At 49.2% G+C, this 16,467-nt stretch carries 14 protein-coding genes; 13 read left to right on the top strand and 1 reads right to left on the bottom strand.

The window, feature by feature from the left end; translation table 11 throughout:
* Positions 1-53: 53 nt before the first annotated feature.
* The 11 genes from ftsH to DVH26_RS22740 all read left to right on the top strand — a co-directional run bounded on the left by ftsH (position 54) and on the right by DVH26_RS22740 (position 14,645).
* Positions 54-1,895 carry an ATP-dependent zinc metalloprotease FtsH gene (gene ftsH / locus DVH26_RS22790; RefSeq protein WP_239625740.1) on the top strand — a complete coding sequence of 614 codons (1,842 nt, stop codon included), beginning with the start codon at positions 54-56 and terminating at the stop codon, positions 1,893-1,895.
* Positions 1,896-2,021: 126 nt separating this feature from the next.
* Entirely contained in the window at positions 2,022-3,752 is a 1,731-nt protein-coding gene (locus DVH26_RS22785) for a Rieske (2Fe-2S) protein (protein WP_239625738.1), read from the top strand.
* A gap of 333 nt (positions 3,753-4,085) precedes the next feature.
* Positions 4,086-5,075 carry a cation diffusion facilitator family transporter gene (locus tag DVH26_RS22780; RefSeq protein ID WP_239625736.1) on the top strand — a complete coding sequence of 330 codons (990 nt, stop codon included), beginning with the start codon at positions 4,086-4,088 and terminating at the stop codon, positions 5,073-5,075.
* 80 nt (positions 5,076-5,155) lie between these two features.
* Entirely contained in the window at positions 5,156-5,662 is a 507-nt protein-coding gene (locus tag DVH26_RS22775; protein WP_239625734.1) for a DinB family protein, read from the top strand.
* 184 nt (positions 5,663-5,846) lie between these two features.
* Entirely contained in the window at positions 5,847-6,731 is an 885-nt protein-coding gene (locus DVH26_RS22770; protein WP_239625731.1) for a carbohydrate ABC transporter permease, read from the top strand.
* 63 nt (positions 6,732-6,794) lie between these two features.
* Positions 6,795-7,595: a carbohydrate ABC transporter permease gene (locus DVH26_RS22765; RefSeq protein ID WP_239635460.1), complete on the top strand. Its 801-nt coding sequence runs from the start codon at positions 6,795-6,797 to the stop codon at positions 7,593-7,595.
* A gap of 69 nt (positions 7,596-7,664) precedes the next feature.
* Positions 7,665-9,446 (top strand): cache domain-containing sensor histidine kinase, encoded by a 1,782-nt coding sequence (locus DVH26_RS22760; protein ID WP_239625729.1) that lies wholly within the window; start codon positions 7,665-7,667, stop codon positions 9,444-9,446.
* A complete protein-coding gene (locus DVH26_RS22755) occupies positions 9,424-11,028 on the top strand; it encodes a response regulator (protein WP_239625727.1) in 1,605 nt (534 codons plus the stop codon). Before DVH26_RS22760 ends, DVH26_RS22755 begins: the two co-directional genes overlap by 23 nt.
* 192 nt (positions 11,029-11,220) lie before the next feature.
* Positions 11,221-12,561 (top strand): ABC transporter substrate-binding protein, encoded by a 1,341-nt coding sequence (locus DVH26_RS22750; protein ID WP_239625725.1) that lies wholly within the window; start codon positions 11,221-11,223, stop codon positions 12,559-12,561.
* A 36-nt stretch (positions 12,562-12,597) separates the two neighbouring features.
* Positions 12,598-13,620 carry a Gfo/Idh/MocA family protein gene (locus DVH26_RS22745; protein WP_239625722.1) on the top strand — a complete coding sequence of 341 codons (1,023 nt, stop codon included), beginning with the start codon at positions 12,598-12,600 and terminating at the stop codon, positions 13,618-13,620.
* A complete protein-coding gene (locus tag DVH26_RS22740) occupies positions 13,617-14,645 on the top strand; it encodes a Gfo/Idh/MocA family protein (RefSeq protein WP_239625720.1) in 1,029 nt (342 codons plus the stop codon). The genes DVH26_RS22745 and DVH26_RS22740 overlap by 4 nt, the downstream gene beginning before the upstream one ends.
* 132 nt (positions 14,646-14,777) lie before the next feature.
* On the opposite strand, the gene DVH26_RS22735 is transcribed toward DVH26_RS22740, so the two are convergent.
* Complete coding sequence (locus DVH26_RS22735) at positions 14,778-15,371, bottom strand: NAD(P)H oxidoreductase (protein WP_239625718.1); 594 nt, start codon at positions 15,369-15,371, stop codon at positions 14,778-14,780.
* Positions 15,372-15,546: 175 nt separating this feature from the next.
* Between DVH26_RS22735 and DVH26_RS22730 the strand changes: the two genes are divergently transcribed.
* Together DVH26_RS22730 and DVH26_RS22725 are read left to right on the top strand one after the other, a co-directional pair.
* The gene (locus DVH26_RS22730; protein ID WP_239625715.1) at positions 15,547-15,918 is read left to right on the top strand and encodes a winged helix-turn-helix transcriptional regulator; all 372 of its coding nucleotides are present in this window, start codon (positions 15,547-15,549) and stop codon (positions 15,916-15,918) included.
* Between the two features lie 306 nt (positions 15,919-16,224).
* Positions 16,225-16,458, top strand: a complete 234-nt coding sequence (locus DVH26_RS22725) for a hypothetical protein (protein WP_239625713.1) — start codon at positions 16,225-16,227, stop codon at positions 16,456-16,458.
* Positions 16,459-16,467: the final 9 nt, after the last annotated feature.

Raw genomic sequence — 16,467 nt, 5'->3', positions numbered from 1 at the left:
GAAGTGTTGGGGAATAATGGTCTTGTACCGTACGAAAGGAGGGTGTAACCATAATGAGTATGAACGAGTTCAAACCGCCCAAGAAGTCCACTTTCTATTATTATGGGATCACCCTGTTGGTGATCTTGCTGATTAATTCTTTTGTTATGCCCGCTATATACAACTATTCCGTGAAGGAAATCGACTACGGGACGTTCTTGCGCATGGTGAAGGACGGTCAGGTTAAGGAAGTGAAAATCGAAAGCACAGTGATTTTCCTCACTCCTGTCAATACGGCCGAGGCTAAGCTCTACAAGACAGGTGTGGTTGAGGACCCGAAGCTGGTTGATCGATTGTACGAAGCGAACGTCGCTTTTACCCGAGTCATCCCTAGGGAAATGTCACCTCTGCTTAATTTCTTTCTAACCTGGATTCTCCCGTTTCTTATTTTTCTTGCCGTGGGCCAGTGGCTCATGAAAAAAATGGCTAACAGGATGCCGGGTGGAGGCAATCCGTTTTCTTTAGGTAAGAGCAACGCGAAGGTGTATGTCGAAGCGCAAACCGGCGTGACATTCGCTAATGTTGCTGGACAGGATGAGGCGAAAGAGGCTTTGCAGGAAATCGTCGACTTCCTCCATAATCCAAAGAAATATACGGAGATCGGTGCCAGCATCCCGAAAGGCGCATTGCTAGTAGGTCCTCCCGGGACGGGGAAGACGCTATTGGCGAAGGCGGTGGCAGGAGAATCCAAGGTGCCCTTCTTCTCGATTTCCGGTTCCGAGTTCGTGGAGATGTTCGTCGGGATGGGCGCAGCCCGGGTGAGGGATTTGTTTAAGCAAGCTCAGGAGAAGGCTCCGTGCATTGTCTTTATCGATGAAATCGACGCAATTGGTAAAAGCCGTAACTCCAGCATCGCGGGAGGAAACGACGAGAGGGAACAAACCTTAAACCAGCTGCTGACCGAGATGGACGGGTTCGACGCGGACAAGGGCGTCGTTATTTTAGCGGCCACCAACCGCCCCGAGACGCTGGATAAAGCGCTGCTGCGCCCAGGAAGGTTCGATCGCAGAGTGCCGGTAGAGCTGCCGGATCTGGCAGGACGGGAAGCCATCTTGAAGGTGCACGCGAAGAAGGTGAAGATGGCGGATGAGGTGGATTTCCATGTCATCGCCAGGGCGACACCGGGGGCGTCGGGGGCCGATCTCGCCAACATTGTCAACGAGGCTGCATTGCGAGCCGTTAAGCTCGGCCGGAGCAAGGTCTCTCAGAACGATTTGGAAGAAAGCGTTGAGGTAGTTATCGCCGGATATCAGCGCAAACATGTCCTTATCTCTATGCAGGATAAGCTCACGATTGCTTATCATGAAGTGGGGCACGCTTTGGTCGCCGCCAAGCAAAGTCACTCCGCACCGGTACACAAGATCACCATCATTCCGCGAACCTCCGGTGCACTTGGGTACACGATGCAAGTGGACGAGCAGGAAACGATCTTAATGTCCAGGGAGCAGGCATTAGATAAAATCACCACTTACATGGGCGGGCGCGCAGCGGAAGAGATCATTTTCAAACGGATCACATCCGGCGCTTCCAATGACATCGAGCAGGCTACGAAAATCGCCAGATCCATGATCACAAGGTTCGGCATGAGCGAGGCGTTCGATATGATGGCACTGGAAACCGTAAATAATCCTTATTTGGGAGGTGACACCTCGTTGTTGGTTTCGTCAGAGACCGCGGCAAAAATTGACGAAGAGGTGTTGAGCATCATCAAAGGCTGCCATCAAAAAGCAGCAGCCATCTTGGAGGAGAACATAGTCAAGCTTCATGAAATCACCAAGTTTCTAATGGAAAAGGAAACGATCACAGGCCAGCAATTCATGGAGATTCTTCGAGACGAGTCAGCCGGCATCGACTAAGTGCGGTGCTGGCTGACTCTGTTTAACCGGATGCGCCTTCGTCTGGAATGAAATCCATTGCCTTAAGTGAATATGAATATTGTATACTGAAAGAGATGGTAAATCATGGTGAGGGAGGCGTATGTGATGAACTCGGAAGAATGGATTAACGCGGGTACTCTGGAGGAGCTGAAGCAAGTGCACTCCAAAATCATCAAAGGAGGCATCGTTGTTTTTTACCACGAGGACGAGGTAAGAGCGATAGACAACCGATGTCCCCATCTCGGCTTTCCGCTTCATTTGGGAAGCGTTTGCAATGGTATATTGACGTGCCATTGGCACCATGCACGCTTTGATATTTGCAGCGGAGGGACGCTGGATCCCTGGGCGGATGACGTACCGGCCTATGATGTCCAAGTAGTAGGCGAGGAAGTATGGGTCAGCTCGAGACCGCGGAACGTCGGCAGCGCCGAGAAGCATAAGCGGCGTTTGAGGGAAGGTCTTGAGCAGAATATCGGCATCGTAATCGCCAAGGCGGTGATCGGCTTGGTCGAATCCGGTGTTCCGACGGATGAAATCGTTCGTATCGGCGTTACCTTCGGGACATCACAAGGCAATGGCTGGGGAGCCGGCCTGACCATTTTGACAGCGATGAGAAACGTGCTGCCCAAGCTCGATTCATCAGGACAAATTCTCGCCTTGTATCACGGCTTAGTTCATGTTGCCAGGGCCAGCTCCGGCCGGGCTCCCCGTCACCTGCATGGAGCTTTGCCTCCCTCGTCGGCTCCAATAGAAAGACTGATGGAATGGTACCGCAGCTGTGTTGAGGTACGAGATACCCAAGGCGCGGAGAAGGTGCTATTGACCGCGGTTGCAAATGGCGCATCTTCCGAACAGCTTGCGGACATGATGCTGATTTCGGTGACGGACCACTTTTATTTAGACGGTGGTCATACCTTCGATTTTCATAATAAAGCGTTCGAGGCTCTGGAAAACTTGGGACCTTCGTTAACCGAGCCGATCCTGGCCTCGCTCGTTCCTCTAATCGGTTCACCTACCCGCAGCGAAGAGCTTCATCATTGGCAGGCGCCGGTCGATTTGGTAGCTCCGTTACGTCAGGCTTTCGCAAGTCTCGAGCAGACTGAAGACTCGGTGGCATCCGTTCAGCTTGAGGAGCCAAGCTTTATGGATCAGTTGCTAAGCGATAAGCCGATCGAAACGGTCAATCAGCTTACCCGGCTTCTGCTGGGCGGAGCGGCACCTGATCGATTGGCGCAGCTGATTTGCCTGGCGGCGGCCGAGCGGGTGGTTCGATTCCACACTCAAAATGACTTCGGCGATTGGGTGGCTGTTCTGCATACTCTTACTTACGCGCATGCGGTACACATGCGGCTGCGCCGTTCCAAGGAGCCGCTCCTGAACAGAGCTCTGTATTACGGGGCGATGGCAATTTATCATGACCGATTTTTAAATGTACCGCGTGCACCTGGGCCGAAGCCTGCAAACGGATATAGCTACAATCCGGAGGAGCTGCTTGACCTTATGGACCGCAGGCAACAGGTAGAAGAGGCAGCGGGCTGGGTTAAGGGTTACTTGAACGAACAGCGCGATCCTCAGGCTCTGCTCGGGACATTGGGCTTAAGCCTGCTTCGCGAGGACGCGGAGTTTCACACGTTCCAGCTTTATGAAGCCGTCGTTTCCGAATACGATTGTTGGGAGGCGCGTACCGATGCATTTGCGAAACAGGCTAAGGAGACTTATTTGCTAGCTTGTGCCCGATATTTGGCGGCACATGCTCCAAGCGCGCGAGAGCTGCCGCATACGGCCAAAATAGCGGTGCGTTTGTACCGCGGCGAGAGGCTGTTCGAGGAAGAGTAATCGATCATACAGGGCTGCCCCAGGTTCTTAACACTTGGAGGCGGCTCTTTTTTTTGCGTTGTGTCTGGAAAAAAGGTTCAAGAAGAGGTTCCAGTCTTCGGCTTATTTTTATCCAACACTTGACAAACAGAAAGATTCAAAACATAATGAATATATGAGTATATGATCATATATTAATTGAAAAAGATTGGGCATCATATGGAGACGAAGAACATGTATTTCCAATTTTGAATTGTGGATGGATCGCGATTATTTATTGGCTGATCCGACCCGGCTGGAATGTGAAATCTTGTAAGCAATCAATCATATTGAACACGATTAGGAGGCATTATTATGAGTAAACATCATCAGGACCACAACCACGATCACGATCACGATGACCATGGCCACGAACATTCGCATCACCAGCACGACCACGGCCACAGCCACCACGGTCATAACCATCATTTTGACCCGAATGGCAATAAAAAGGGATTAACCATTGCTTTGATAATTACCGTCGGTATTATGTTTTTGGAGTTTTTCGGCGGACTCCTTACAAACAGTCTTGCTCTACTATCCGATAGCGGGCATATGTTGAACGACGCAAGCTCTTTATTACTAAGTCTGGTTGCTGTTTGGTTTGCTGCGAGACCAGCTTCGCCCAATAAAACCTACGGGTTTTATCGCTTTGAAATTTTGGCGGCGCTCTTTAATGGGATCACTTTGTTCATTGTTGCAGGATTTATTATAAAGGAGGCATACGATCGTTTTCTGGAGCCTCCGGCCGTCGCCAGCGGCTCCATGATGCTGATTGCCAGCATCGGTCTTTTAGCTAACATAGCAAGTGCCTGGACTCTCATGAGAAAAGGCGATGTCAAAAATAATATCAACCTTCGCAGCGCCTATCTTCACGTTCTTGGAGATGCATTGGGATCGGTGGGAGCCATTGTTGCCGGGTTGATAATGCTGGTCTTTGGCTGGTACATTGCAGATCCGATTATCAGCGTCCTTGTCGCTCTTCTTATCCTTAAAGGTGCTTGGGGAGTTATCAAGCATACCGTTCATATTCTAATGGAAGGTACGCCCATCACTGTGAATCCAGACGAAGTGAAGAAGACTTTAGAGAGCATTGACGGTGTGAAAGACGTGCATGACCTTCATATATGGACGATTACATCCGGCTTGGATTCTCTTAGCTGCCATCTCTTGATCGAGGATAATCAGGATCATCAACAGATTTTGCAGCAAGCGATTCAGTTCATCGCGGATAAATTCAAGATCCAGCATACAACCATTCAAATCGAAACTGCGGTAATTCATCATGAAAATATGAAAGTGTAACGAGCTGTATTTTACTATCGAACGTTTGTACGGTATAATTCGGTTGTGTTTGAAATTTCCTTTGAAGGAGAGATTAGCCAATGTACACAAGCGTAAAAGGATTTCTGGAAGACTGGAAGATTGAAGCTTCTCTTACTCTGCAAGTGCTGGACAAACTCACTGACGCTTCGCTGAAACAGACGGTCTCAGATGCTCAACAGCGTTCCCTGGGTGAGATTGCGTGGCACTTGGTAGGCAGCTTCGGCGCTTTTCTGCATGCGGCAGGTCTGCAATTGGAAGTGCCGGATTTCAAAGAACAGCCGACTTCTGCAGAGGCTATCGCAGCGGCTTACCGCCGCGTTAACGATGCGGCAGCAACGGCTTTGACGGAGCAGTGGTCTGACGCCAAGCTTCAGGAATCACTTCGCTTGTTCAACTTCATCGATACGACTTATGGAGGCGTATTGAGCTTCGTGCTCCGCCATCAAATTCATCACCGCGGCCAGATGACAATACTGATGCGCCAGGCTGGACTCGTAGCACCGGGTGTCTATGGACCTAACGAAGAAGAAACCATAGCAATGCGGGCAGCACGGGCGCAGCAATAGGCTTCGCTCTCACGCATAAAGAGACTGACGAACATTCGTCAGTCTCTTTTTTTCGATCAGCCAACGCCTAAAGGCCGTATAATTTTGCTATTAATTATAGATTTCTCTCATTTATTAATGATGCTAAGAAAGTTACCATTTGGTTACCAGACATCTTTGAATAAATATTTGGGAGTGAACTGCAATGGCAAAATTCAACAAATGGTTTGAACCGCTATGGGGGTATATCTTCATTTCACCATGGCTCATCGGTTTGTTCTTGCTCACCGTCGGGCCGATGTCCCAATCTTTCTATTTATCGTTGACGCAGTACAACCTGCTCGAGCTCCCGATCTGGGTTGGCAGCCAAAATTATTATGAGATTGTTGCCGAGGACCGGGATTTCTGGAAAGCGCTTCAGGTTACTTTTACTTATGTCGTGTTATCCGTACCCTTGAAATTAGGCTTCGCCTTAATGGTAGCCTTGCTGCTATTTAGAGCCATTCGCGGCATGTCCGTCTTCCGCGCGATCTTTTATTTGCCCTCGCTCATAGGAGGCAGCGTAGCGATATCGGCCATTTGGCGCAACCTGTTCGGAGGCGACGGCATCCTTAACAAACTTTTGGGAGCAATCGGTATTCCGGGAATAGACTGGATCAATACGCCGGAAACGGCGTTGTATACGCTTGTATTGCTGGCCGTGTGGCAGTTCGGCTCCTCGATGGTTATTTTCTTGGCCGGATTGAAGCAAATCCCGCGTGAGCTCTATGAGTCCGCTTCGGTGGACGGCGCTTCCAAGATCCGTTCTTTCTTTGCCATCACGCTGCCCATGCTGACGCCTATTATTTTATTTAATTTGGTGATGCAAATTATCGGAAGCTTTCAAATGTTCACTCAAGCGTTCATTGTCACCAAAGGCGGTCCGATCCATTCGACTCTGGTCTATGCTTTATATTTGTACCAGCAAGCATTCGCGTATTTCAACATGGGGTATGCCAGCGCTCTGGCATGGATCCTTCTCGTTATAATCGCCGTGTTCACTGCATTGATTTTTTGGTCGGCGAAACGGTGGGTCCATTATGAAAATTAACATCGATAGATTTCAAACGATGGGAAGGGGATTCGTGTGAAACAACAAAACTTTTTACAATACATGTTCTTGACACTATGCAGCATCGTAATGATTTACCCCGTCTTATGGCTGGTAGGCAGCTCATTGAAATCGAATGAGGAGATTCCTCTGTCGAATCTGATCCCGCGCGAGTTTCAATGGGACAACTTTACTAACGGCTGGACTGCGATTCCCGGCTTCAGCTTCGGTCATTTTTTCTACAACTCATTCTTCATCGCCGTGCTGTCGGTGATCGGGACGGTATTATCCAGCGCAGTGGTCGCATACGGGTTTGCCCGGCTCCAGTTTCCTTTGAAAACGATGTGGTTCGCCATCCTGATGCTGACGTTAATGCTTCCTACGCAGGTTACATTAGTGCCGCAATATATATTGTTCAAATATTTCGATTGGGTGGGGACGACGCTTCCCTTGATTGTTCCTCATTTCCTGGCGGTAAGCCCGTTCTTCGTATTTCTCATCATCCAATTTATTCGCGGAATTCCGAGAGATTTGGACGAATCGGCCAAAATGGACGGCTGCTCGACACCGGGGATTGCGTTCAAAATTGTTCTGCCGCTCTGTACCCCGGCCTTTATCACTAGCGCCATCTTCAGCTTTATATGGACTTGGGACGACTTTCTTGGGCAAATGATTTATTTGACCGATACCGCGAAGTATACGGTGCCCTTGGCGCTGCGATTGTTTCTGGACAATTCCTCAGCTGTGACCTGGGGGCCGATGTACGCGATGTCGCTGCTGTCGGTGATCCCGTGCTTTATCATTTTTGTCCTTGCGCAAAAGTATTTCGTTGAAGGCATTTCTACAACGGGGATCAAAGGGTAAGGGTTTACAAACCGCTTTGCCGGCCTTATGCTGAGAGTAAAATGGCTAAACAACAGGTGGTTTTTGTACATGAGGAATCCATTTAAAATCTTTTCTTTCCAAGCGACCTTTTTTACGTCATTCATTCTCATTTCCGCACTGTTGATCATGCTGCTCGGGATAACGAGCTATTATATTACGAATCAGGAAGTCGTGGAGCAGACGATCTCCTCGAGGAAGCTGTTGTTGAACGAAATCAACAAGCAATTGGACATTCAGCTGCAGTCCGTCGAGTATGATTCCCTTGTCCTTTCCAGCAACCCGAAGCTGATTCATTATTTGCAGCTTGGCGAGCATTCGTTCGAGAGGATCGGGCAAAATGCGGACATAGTAGATATGCTTACGCGCCCCGGCTACATTAAGGAAGGAATTCATTCCGTTCAGCTGTATGCCAAGGATACGTCCGTGAATAAGCAAATTGCAGGCAGCGGTGTGTTCGATTACCGGATCGTGGAAACCAGCACATGGTTTAACGAGATCAAGGATGCCGATTACGCCTGGATTGGTACGCATCCCATCGAAGTAGGAAGCTACACCGCCGATGAACGGCTTGTCATTAGTTTTGCGCGCAAGGTGCTGTCCCCCTCCGGCAAGGAGCTCGGTATTCTCGTCATTAACCTGAAGCTTCCGTTTATCGAAAAAATCGTGTCCGGCAGCGGTTCCGGTGTCAGCCGGTTTGTGCTCGATACGCATCACAGGCTGATTGCAGAGTTTAACGGCGCTCCCAAAAAGTCGGTATCCTACGAGAGCCACAAGGACAAGCTGGACACTGTTCTAACTCAATCGGAATCGGAGCAGTACGCCATAGCCGATCTGGAGAAGAAAGAGCTAGTTATATGGAATAAGCAGGATCGGACGCTATGGCTGACGTTGGATGTCATTCCTTGGGATAATATTACGCAAGGCAGCCGCCGCATCGAAACCGTCATCGTTGTTGCAGCATTCCTCTGTATTTTGTTTGCGATCGTTATGGCGTTCCTGTTATCCAAACAATTTGCCGCGCCCATCCGGAAGCTGATTCATGCGATGAATTTAATGAAGATCGGTAAGCTGGACGTGCAGATCGATAACGATTACCAGAATGAGTTCGGCCATTTGAACGATAATTTCAATCAGATGACAGGACGTATCGACCATCTGCTCGTTCAAGTGGAGGATCAGCACAGACGGAAGCGGGAGGCGGAAATTCAAGTATTGCAAGAGCAGATCAACCCTCATTTCCTGTACAACACATTGGATATGATGAATTGGCATGCGATTGAATCGGGCAACAAGGAGATTAGCCACATGCTGGTGCTGCTCGGCAAAATGCTGCGTATCGGGCTTTCCAGCGGAGCCTCCTTTATCCCCGTGAAGCGGGAGCTGGAGCATCTACATTGTTATGTGGAGCTGCAAAAAATCCGCCACAAACAAACCATCCAGTTTCACATCGATGTTCCGGAGACCATGTACGCCTATTATACGCCGAAGCTGATCATTCAGCCTTTTGTAGAAAACGCCCTCATCCACGGACTTCATTCCCGCGAAGAAGGCATAGTCACGATTGCCGGCTGGGAAGACGAACGAAGCCTGTATTTTGCCGTTGAGGATAACGGAGTGGGGATGGAGGCCGAGGGAGAGCCAACAGGCCGGGAGCACAGCGGAATGCGCAACGTACGTGAGCGAATAGAACTGTATTTCGGTAACAGCTATGGGGTACGAATCGACAGCCGTCCGAATCAGGGCACTACAATCGTCGTATCGCTGCCCAAAATCTCAGAGCCGCCTGGGTCATATGGAGGGAATGAACATGATAAAAGCGGTCATCATTGATGATGATATGACAACGATTCAGGGGCTCACACGGTCCGTTAAATGGGACGGCTACGGAATTCAAGTGGCGGCAACCGCCAGGAACGGCAAAGAAGGTTTGGAGCAGATTCGGGTTCATCGTCCGGATATTATTCTAACCGACATTTTTATGCCGGTGATGGACGGAATCTCCATGCTACAAGCGGTGCGCGAAGACGGCAACATGGCGGAAGTCATTATCTTGAGCGGATACGAGGATTTCAAGTGCGCCCAGTCGGCGGTAAAGCTGAACGTTAACGATTATTTATCCAAACCGGCGAGTCTCGACGACATTGAGCGCGTTCTGCAGGAGACCGTAAGCAAAATTAGAAAAAGAGAGGCTGCTGAGAAGGAAGACAAGGAGCTGCGGGAGCTTCTGGAGACCAATCTGCAGATTACGAAAAAACAAATAGTTAAAGGGCTGCTGGAGCCGGAGTTTTATCATACACCCGTATTTCGCAAGGTATCCGACTATTTGAAAATCGATTTATCGGGCAACTATTTTACCGTATTGCTTATTGAGTTCTTCATCAAACGGGAGCGAAGCTTTAAGCCAAGCGATTTGTCGTTGTTTGCCTATGCCGTCAATAATATTGTCAATGAGCTTACGCAGGACAAGCAAGGCGTGTATGTGGCGGACATACAGCGCAATGTCATCACCGTGATTATTGCGACACCTTCCCGTGTGAAGAAGGAACGTGTCATGGTTCTGGTCAAGCAGATGGCGGAGGAAATGCTGGCGCATATTGATCAGTACCTTAAGCTGCAGGTAGGGGCGGCTATCGGCCCTGTGACGGATCACATTGCGGACATCCCCAAGTCGTATTCCGCAGCCTTCGATTTGCTGGCGGAGCGGAACAATATGCCGGGCCGCCAGCTCATCTCTGCCGAGGATCTTATGGGGCTGCCAAAGCCGGCCGCGCGCCGTCCGATGATAAACTATCAGGCGCTAGCTGATGCCGTTATGGCAGGTCAGAGCGAGCTGGCGGAGGAAAAAATAATAGAGCTAGGCGAGTCTCTTCATGGCGGTACCGCTCCTAGCGTAAGCGTGCTCAGGGAGTTTGCCATCGACATCGTCGGTATATTGGCTCTCGCATTGCACGACCACGGCTTGCAGTTTGAAGATATTCATGCGGGCTCCAACATGTACAAGGAGCTGGAGCAGTTGTACTCCGTTTCCGATTTCACCGGCTGGCTGCGCGATCTTCTGCTCCCCATCTGCGAGACGATGAACCGACGAGGCTCTCAGAAGCACAGAAAAACGATCGATTTCATCATGAGATATGTGCAGCAGCATTATGCGGATGATATTACTCTCGATGTTTTGGCCGAGAAGGTGTATTTGACCCGGAATTACTTGAGCCAAATCTTCAAGCAGGAGACAGGGGAGAATTACAACAGCTATTTGACGCGAATCCGAATGGAAAAAGCGAAGGAGCTTATGCTCGGAGGCAATTATAAGATCTTTGAAATTTCCGGGATGGTCGGCTATAAGAACCATGCGTATTTCAGCCAATTGTTCAAGAAATATTCCGGCTTGAACCCGTCCGAATTTAATCAGTGACTGACCCCGCACCTCTTAAAACAAAGCTGCACCGCATCCCGGCTTTTGTTTTAGGAGTTTTTTTATCTCTATTCGCGGCTGCAACAGTCCGTATTATTTTAATATTTTTTGTAGATTTCTCTTATTTTTAAAAATAGCGCTCATTTTATAATTGATATGTAAGCAAGTAAATTCATAAGGGGTGTGTCAACAATGGCAAGTCTACATGGTTTGACCCGAAATTTGGTTGTCCCGATGATAACCTTAACCTTGTTAGGCGGACTGGCAGCCGGATGTGTTCCGACAGAGAAGAAGAATCCGAGCGCCGCTGCCGATCCTTCCGGATCAGGGAAGGTAGAACTGCGATTTACATGGTGGGGAAGTCAGGGACGGCACGACAGGACGCTGAAGGTTATCGAGAAGTTCGAGCAGCTTCATCCGAACATCAAGATAAAGCCGGAATATACGAGCTTTGACGGATACTGGGAGAAGCTGTCCACCCAGGTCGCAGGAGGCAATGTACCGGATTTGATGCAAATGAGCATTTTATATATTAAAGAGTATTCCGATAGGGGGGTGTTGGCCGATCTTGCTCCCTATGTCGGCAAAGAGCTGAAGATTGACGATTTGAATGCCGATGTGGTGAAAAATCAAGGTACGGTGAAAGGCAAGCTTACCGGATTGCCGGTATCCGACAATGCCTCCGCATTAATTTATAACAAGGAAATGTACCAGCAGGCAGGCGTCGAACCTCCGAAGCTGGATATGACCTGGAAGGAATATTTCGATAAAGCGCGCGAAGTGAAGTCCAAGCTGGGTGAAAAAGTATACGGCGCCTTCGACATGTCGAGCTCCATGGAAGCCTATATGTATTATGTGTTCTCTGTCGGCGAGCAAATGTATAAGGACAACCGGCTCAGCTTCACGGATCAGACGTTTAAGAACTGGTTGAAAATGTGGGACGACGCTCGCAAGGAGGGCATCATTCCTCCGGCTACAATGACCGCCTCCTTCATGCCTATCGGCAATGCGGATCCCAATAAGGATGCTCTGATGAGGGGAATCGTTCCTATTATGGGGCCGCAGTTTACAGCGACGTTCCCGGCTTATGAGAATGTCATGAAAGACAAGATCGATATGGTTTCCTACCCGAAAGACAAACAAACCGGGAGCGCTATTTTGCCGGCCATGTTCCTTTCGGCTTCGGCGAAATCTAAGTATCCGAAGGAAGCGGCGATGTTCCTCGACTTTTTCCTGAATTCGAAGGAAGCGGCAGACATTCTGGAAACGGAAAGAGGCATGCCGGAAAATAAAAAAATGCTGGAATACCTGACTCCGAAATTTAACGACCGGGATAAGAAAATGGCATCCATGCTGCAGCATGTAACGAGCAGCAAGCCTTCGATGTACGACGGCGGACCTAAAGGCACGGGCGAAGTGAACAAGCTGTTTGAACAAATTGTACAGAAGCAGCAATTCGGTAAAGCGACGATCGATGAGGCGGCTGCCGAGTTCCGCAAGGAAGCCGATAAAATTTATGAGAAAAACAACTAGCTTCTCAGAGCTGGGAACGAAAGGGGTTAAAGGTGAATGAGAGCTCGCCAGTTTGCGATTATTGGCTGTCAGCATGCGCATATCGGCATATTTATTAGCGAGATGCTTGAGTTGGGGCATACATGCGCAGGAATATACGAGGACGAGAATGCAGAATTGGCCCAAAGCATAGCGGAGCAATATGGGATCCCCGTTACAGGCGACATAGAAAGCTTGTTGGGAGAATCCGTAGACGTTGTCGGCTGCGCTTCGATAAACAACAAGAAAATCGATGTCATTGAACTGTGCGAAAGCCGGGGCAAGCATGTGATGGTTGACAAACCGGCCGTTACTTGCGCGAAAGGGCTTGAGCGATTGAAGGCGGTGATCCGCCGGGGCCGGATTCAAGTCGGAATGCTGCTCACCGAGCGGTTTCATCCCGCCATTTATACATTGAAGAGACGGATTGAGCAAGGCGATCTCGGAGACATCGTTACGGTAGGCATGCGTAAGCCTCATCGTCTGGATGCGGCTAGAAGGCCGGAATGGTTTTTCAGTAAAGAGCAGTCCGGCGGCATCGTTGTTGATTTGCTCGTGCACGATTTCGATCTGTTGCGTTGGTTTACCGGCAGCGAGATCGAAGCGATCGACGGCTACATGGGCAAGACGATATTGCCTGAGCACGAGACGTTCTATAACACCGCAAGCCTGCAGGTCGTTATGGAGGGGAGCGTCGTCGCCCAATTATATGCCGACTGGCATACGCCAAGCCGAAGCTGGACATGGGGAGACGGCCGCATCTTTGTGACCGGCACGGAAGGCTTTGCCGAGCTGCGGCTGCAAGGAGATCCGCTAGTCCAAGACGCTGCTGTCCTGATCCAGCTGACGAATGATGCCCCGGCGGCCTTACTGTCGCTTGAGCAGCCGCCATGGTCTATCTCGGCCGATTTCATCCGGCGCATGGATGGTCAGCCCTCGATGATTTCCCATAACGACATTCTCAAGACGACGGAGGCGACTATCTTAGCGGACGGGCTTGTTAATGTTATTCATACACAAGAGAAGAGGCTGAGGCCATGAGCCTGAAAAGAACAACCAAATTCGCCATTCTCGGATGCGGCGTTATCGCCGAGGTTCATGCGAATGCAATCCATGCGGTGGAGGAAGCAGAGCTGGTCGCCGTATGCGAATCGGACGAAGGGAAAGGACGGGCCTTCGCCGATAAGCATGGAGGCCGGCTGTACTTGAAGTTCGAGGATATGCTGCAAAATGACGAGATCGAAGTCGTTTGCATTTGTACGCCAAGCGGTTATCATGCCGAACAGACCATTCGGGCTGCAAGAGCCGGCAAGCATGTGGTCGTAGAGAAGCCTATGGCTATTCTCATCGAAGATGCACATCGGATGATTCAAGAGTGCCGGCAGCAGGGCGTTCTGCTGGCGACGATTTTTCCAAGAAGAATGTCTCCTGCGGCACAATATGTCAAGCAGTTCATTGCAGACGGAAGGCTCGGCAAATTAAGCTTGTGCGATGCGTATGTGAAGATATACCGCAGCCAGCAGTATTACGACAGCGCCGGCTGGAGGGGAACGTGGCATATCGATGGAGGCGGATCGATGATGAATCAAGGGATTCACACCGTCGATCTGCTGCAATGGCTCGTAGGGCCGGTGGAATCCGTCTATGGCCGGGCAAGCACGCAGTTAAGACAAATCGAGGTAGAGGATACCGCTGTATCGCTGCTTCGTTTCCGCAATGGGGCCATGGGAGTTATGGAAATAACGACGACCGTTTATCCTGATCTGGGCCAGCGCCTGGAAATCCACGGTGAACGAGGAACCATCGTTTACAAGGAAGATGACATCGAGCTTCTGAAGGTGAACGGGGAAGCGGTGGAGCTCCCTTCCTTCGAACCGTTTCAAGTGATCCCTGACGGTCACCGGATTCAGCTTCGCGATATGGCTCTGGCCGTTCAAGAACAACGGGCTCCTGTCGTACCGGGAGAGGAAGGCATTCACGCGCTTGAAATTATATTGGGAACTTATGCGTCTTCCAAATTGCAGCGCGAAGTTGAGCTGGGCAAACCGGGAGGATTCGGGGCATAAGCCGGATCATGCAATAGTCTGAATGACAGACGGCTTAAGGCTGCCGCGTAAACACGCGGCAGTCTATTTTTTGTTAACCGACCGCAGTCAATCATCTTTGCTCTTTGTCAATAGAGTCGATAGCCGTACTTCTCATGAATGCACGGCCTTAGAATAGTTGTCATAATACAGTCCGAGATGATAAGCTTGCGTCAGAAGCTTGTCGAATGTTTCTTGCTTTGTATCTAAGGTGTTATATAATATTTCGACTCTGCTATTAGTGATGCCGCAGTATTCGGCCATTCCAACGTTTAATTGGTGGGAGATCATCTTGTCGTATTGTCTTTTTGCAAAGTCTTCATTCGAAGCCGCTGCGAGCCCAAGCCATAGGATTTGTTGATGATGCAATGTATTGGAGCCGTAAGCAAAGCCATTGTTCCATACCCGGTCGATATATCCTTTTAGCATAGCAGGGAGACCGTACCACCAAATTGGGAAAATGTAGGCCAGAGCATCATGATTGTTCATTCGTTCGATTTCTGCTTCCGCCTCAGGCGAATAGATCTTACGATCGATAGAATAATCGGGTTCGTCCGCTTCCCACAATACGGGATTGAAGCCGCTGCGATGCAAATCCAGGATCTCCGTTTCGTGCCCCGCATCTCTCAATCCCTGGGTAAATTTGGCTGCTGCAGAAAAGGTTAAGGAATGCACCCTTGGATGCGATACAACGGTTAAGACTTTCATGTACGTCCACCTTCCATTCTTTACTGTTAATCCTCGAATGAGGTACGATCAAATTATCCGGCATACCGTCCAAAAAAGGAAGAACGTACTTTTTTGTGCTATAAATACTAAAAAGTATTATAGGTACTAAAAAGTACCTATAAAGAACAATGTATTAAAGGGGGCGTGTAATTCTATGGAGAAGACAAAAAACTTCAATATCCCGGCGGAAGCCACATTGGAGGTTATTGGAGGGAAATGGAAGCTGCTGATTTTATGCCATTTAAACTGCGGCCCTGTTCCCCTTAGAACAAGCGAATTGAAGAGGGTCATTCCCGAAATTACCCAAAAAATGTTAACACAGCAGCTTCGGGAGCTGGAGGAAGACGGTATTATCGTAAGAACGGTATACAATCAAGTGCCGCCAAAGGTAGTCTATGAAATGAGCGAATTCGGAAAGTCGTTGAAATCCATATTGGACCAATTGGAAGAGTGGGGAGAGAAATTCATCCAGCAGAAGGAATGGAACTCCTCTTGTTCGGATCAACCACAAAAGTTTGTCCCTTAAACAAACAAAACAACAGCGGCGATCTAAGACTTGCATTCTGGTCATGGACTAAGCCGCTTTTTTTGATTGGTTGTCCAGCCAAAACGCAATTAAAGCCATTCTGTGACTATATCTCCCAATTTAACGTATGCACCGACTTTCGTATCGGCTGTACAATACGCCAATGCCGGCATGCTTGAGGAATGGGTCCAGTGCTATCTGTTATTTACTCCAAAAGATGCTCCTGTTTCTTATGATTTCATGCAGGGAGAGGCGATATATTTTGGAGTCGTCAAGTTTCCGCTGCGCCTAATTCAGAGTGAGGGAATGAAGCTGGTTGAAGCTCAGGTGGAAGAACCTAACGAACCAGCTGCGCTGCCTCCGCTTATTATTGAGTATGAGAAGGGCAAATTTTATTCTTACCTGCAAAAAGAGTTATTCGCTGCTTTGAAGCAAAGTAAAATCAATGCTTTTCCAGCCGTTATCGTATTGAAGGGCACAACCGATTATAAACTATTTATGAAACATTTTGGAACCGTCCTCTTTTTTGTTGATAACTGATCTGTCTGT

The sequence above is a fragment of the Paenibacillus sp. H1-7 genome (assembly GCF_022354825.1).
In the GTDB taxonomy this organism is placed as follows: domain Bacteria; phylum Bacillota; class Bacilli; order Paenibacillales; family NBRC-103111; genus Paenibacillus_S.
This window is presented reverse-complemented; position numbering and strand designations above follow the sequence as displayed.

Excerpts from the sequence above, each read along its gene's own strand:
- DVH26_RS22780 (WP_239625736.1), top strand. The coding sequence starts at position 4,086 with ATGAGTAAACATCATCAGGACCACAACCACGATCACGATCACGATGAC.
- ftsH (WP_239625740.1), top strand. The coding sequence starts at position 54 with ATGAGTATGAACGAGTTCAAACCGCCCAAGAAGTCCACTTTCTATTAT.
- DVH26_RS22745 (WP_239625722.1), top strand. The coding sequence starts at position 12,598 with ATGAGAGCTCGCCAGTTTGCGATTATTGGCTGTCAGCATGCGCATATC.
- DVH26_RS22770 (WP_239625731.1), top strand. The coding sequence starts at position 5,847 with ATGGCAAAATTCAACAAATGGTTTGAACCGCTATGGGGGTATATCTTC.
- DVH26_RS22755 (WP_239625727.1), top strand. The coding sequence starts at position 9,424 with ATGATAAAAGCGGTCATCATTGATGATGATATGACAACGATTCAGGGG.
- DVH26_RS22765 (WP_239635460.1), top strand. The coding sequence starts at position 6,795 with ATGTTCTTGACACTATGCAGCATCGTAATGATTTACCCCGTCTTATGG.
- DVH26_RS22735 (WP_239625718.1), bottom strand. The coding sequence starts at position 15,371 with ATGAAAGTCTTAACCGTTGTATCGCATCCAAGGGTGCATTCCTTAACC.
- DVH26_RS22775 (WP_239625734.1), top strand. The coding sequence starts at position 5,156 with ATGTACACAAGCGTAAAAGGATTTCTGGAAGACTGGAAGATTGAAGCT.
- DVH26_RS22725 (WP_239625713.1), top strand. The coding sequence starts at position 16,225 with ATGAAGCTGGTTGAAGCTCAGGTGGAAGAACCTAACGAACCAGCTGCG.
- DVH26_RS22740 (WP_239625720.1), top strand. The coding sequence starts at position 13,617 with ATGAGCCTGAAAAGAACAACCAAATTCGCCATTCTCGGATGCGGCGTT.
- DVH26_RS22730 (WP_239625715.1), top strand. The coding sequence starts at position 15,547 with ATGGAGAAGACAAAAAACTTCAATATCCCGGCGGAAGCCACATTGGAG.
- DVH26_RS22750 (WP_239625725.1), top strand. The coding sequence starts at position 11,221 with ATGGCAAGTCTACATGGTTTGACCCGAAATTTGGTTGTCCCGATGATA.
- DVH26_RS22785 (WP_239625738.1), top strand. The coding sequence starts at position 2,022 with ATGAACTCGGAAGAATGGATTAACGCGGGTACTCTGGAGGAGCTGAAG.
- DVH26_RS22760 (WP_239625729.1), top strand. The coding sequence starts at position 7,665 with ATGAGGAATCCATTTAAAATCTTTTCTTTCCAAGCGACCTTTTTTACG.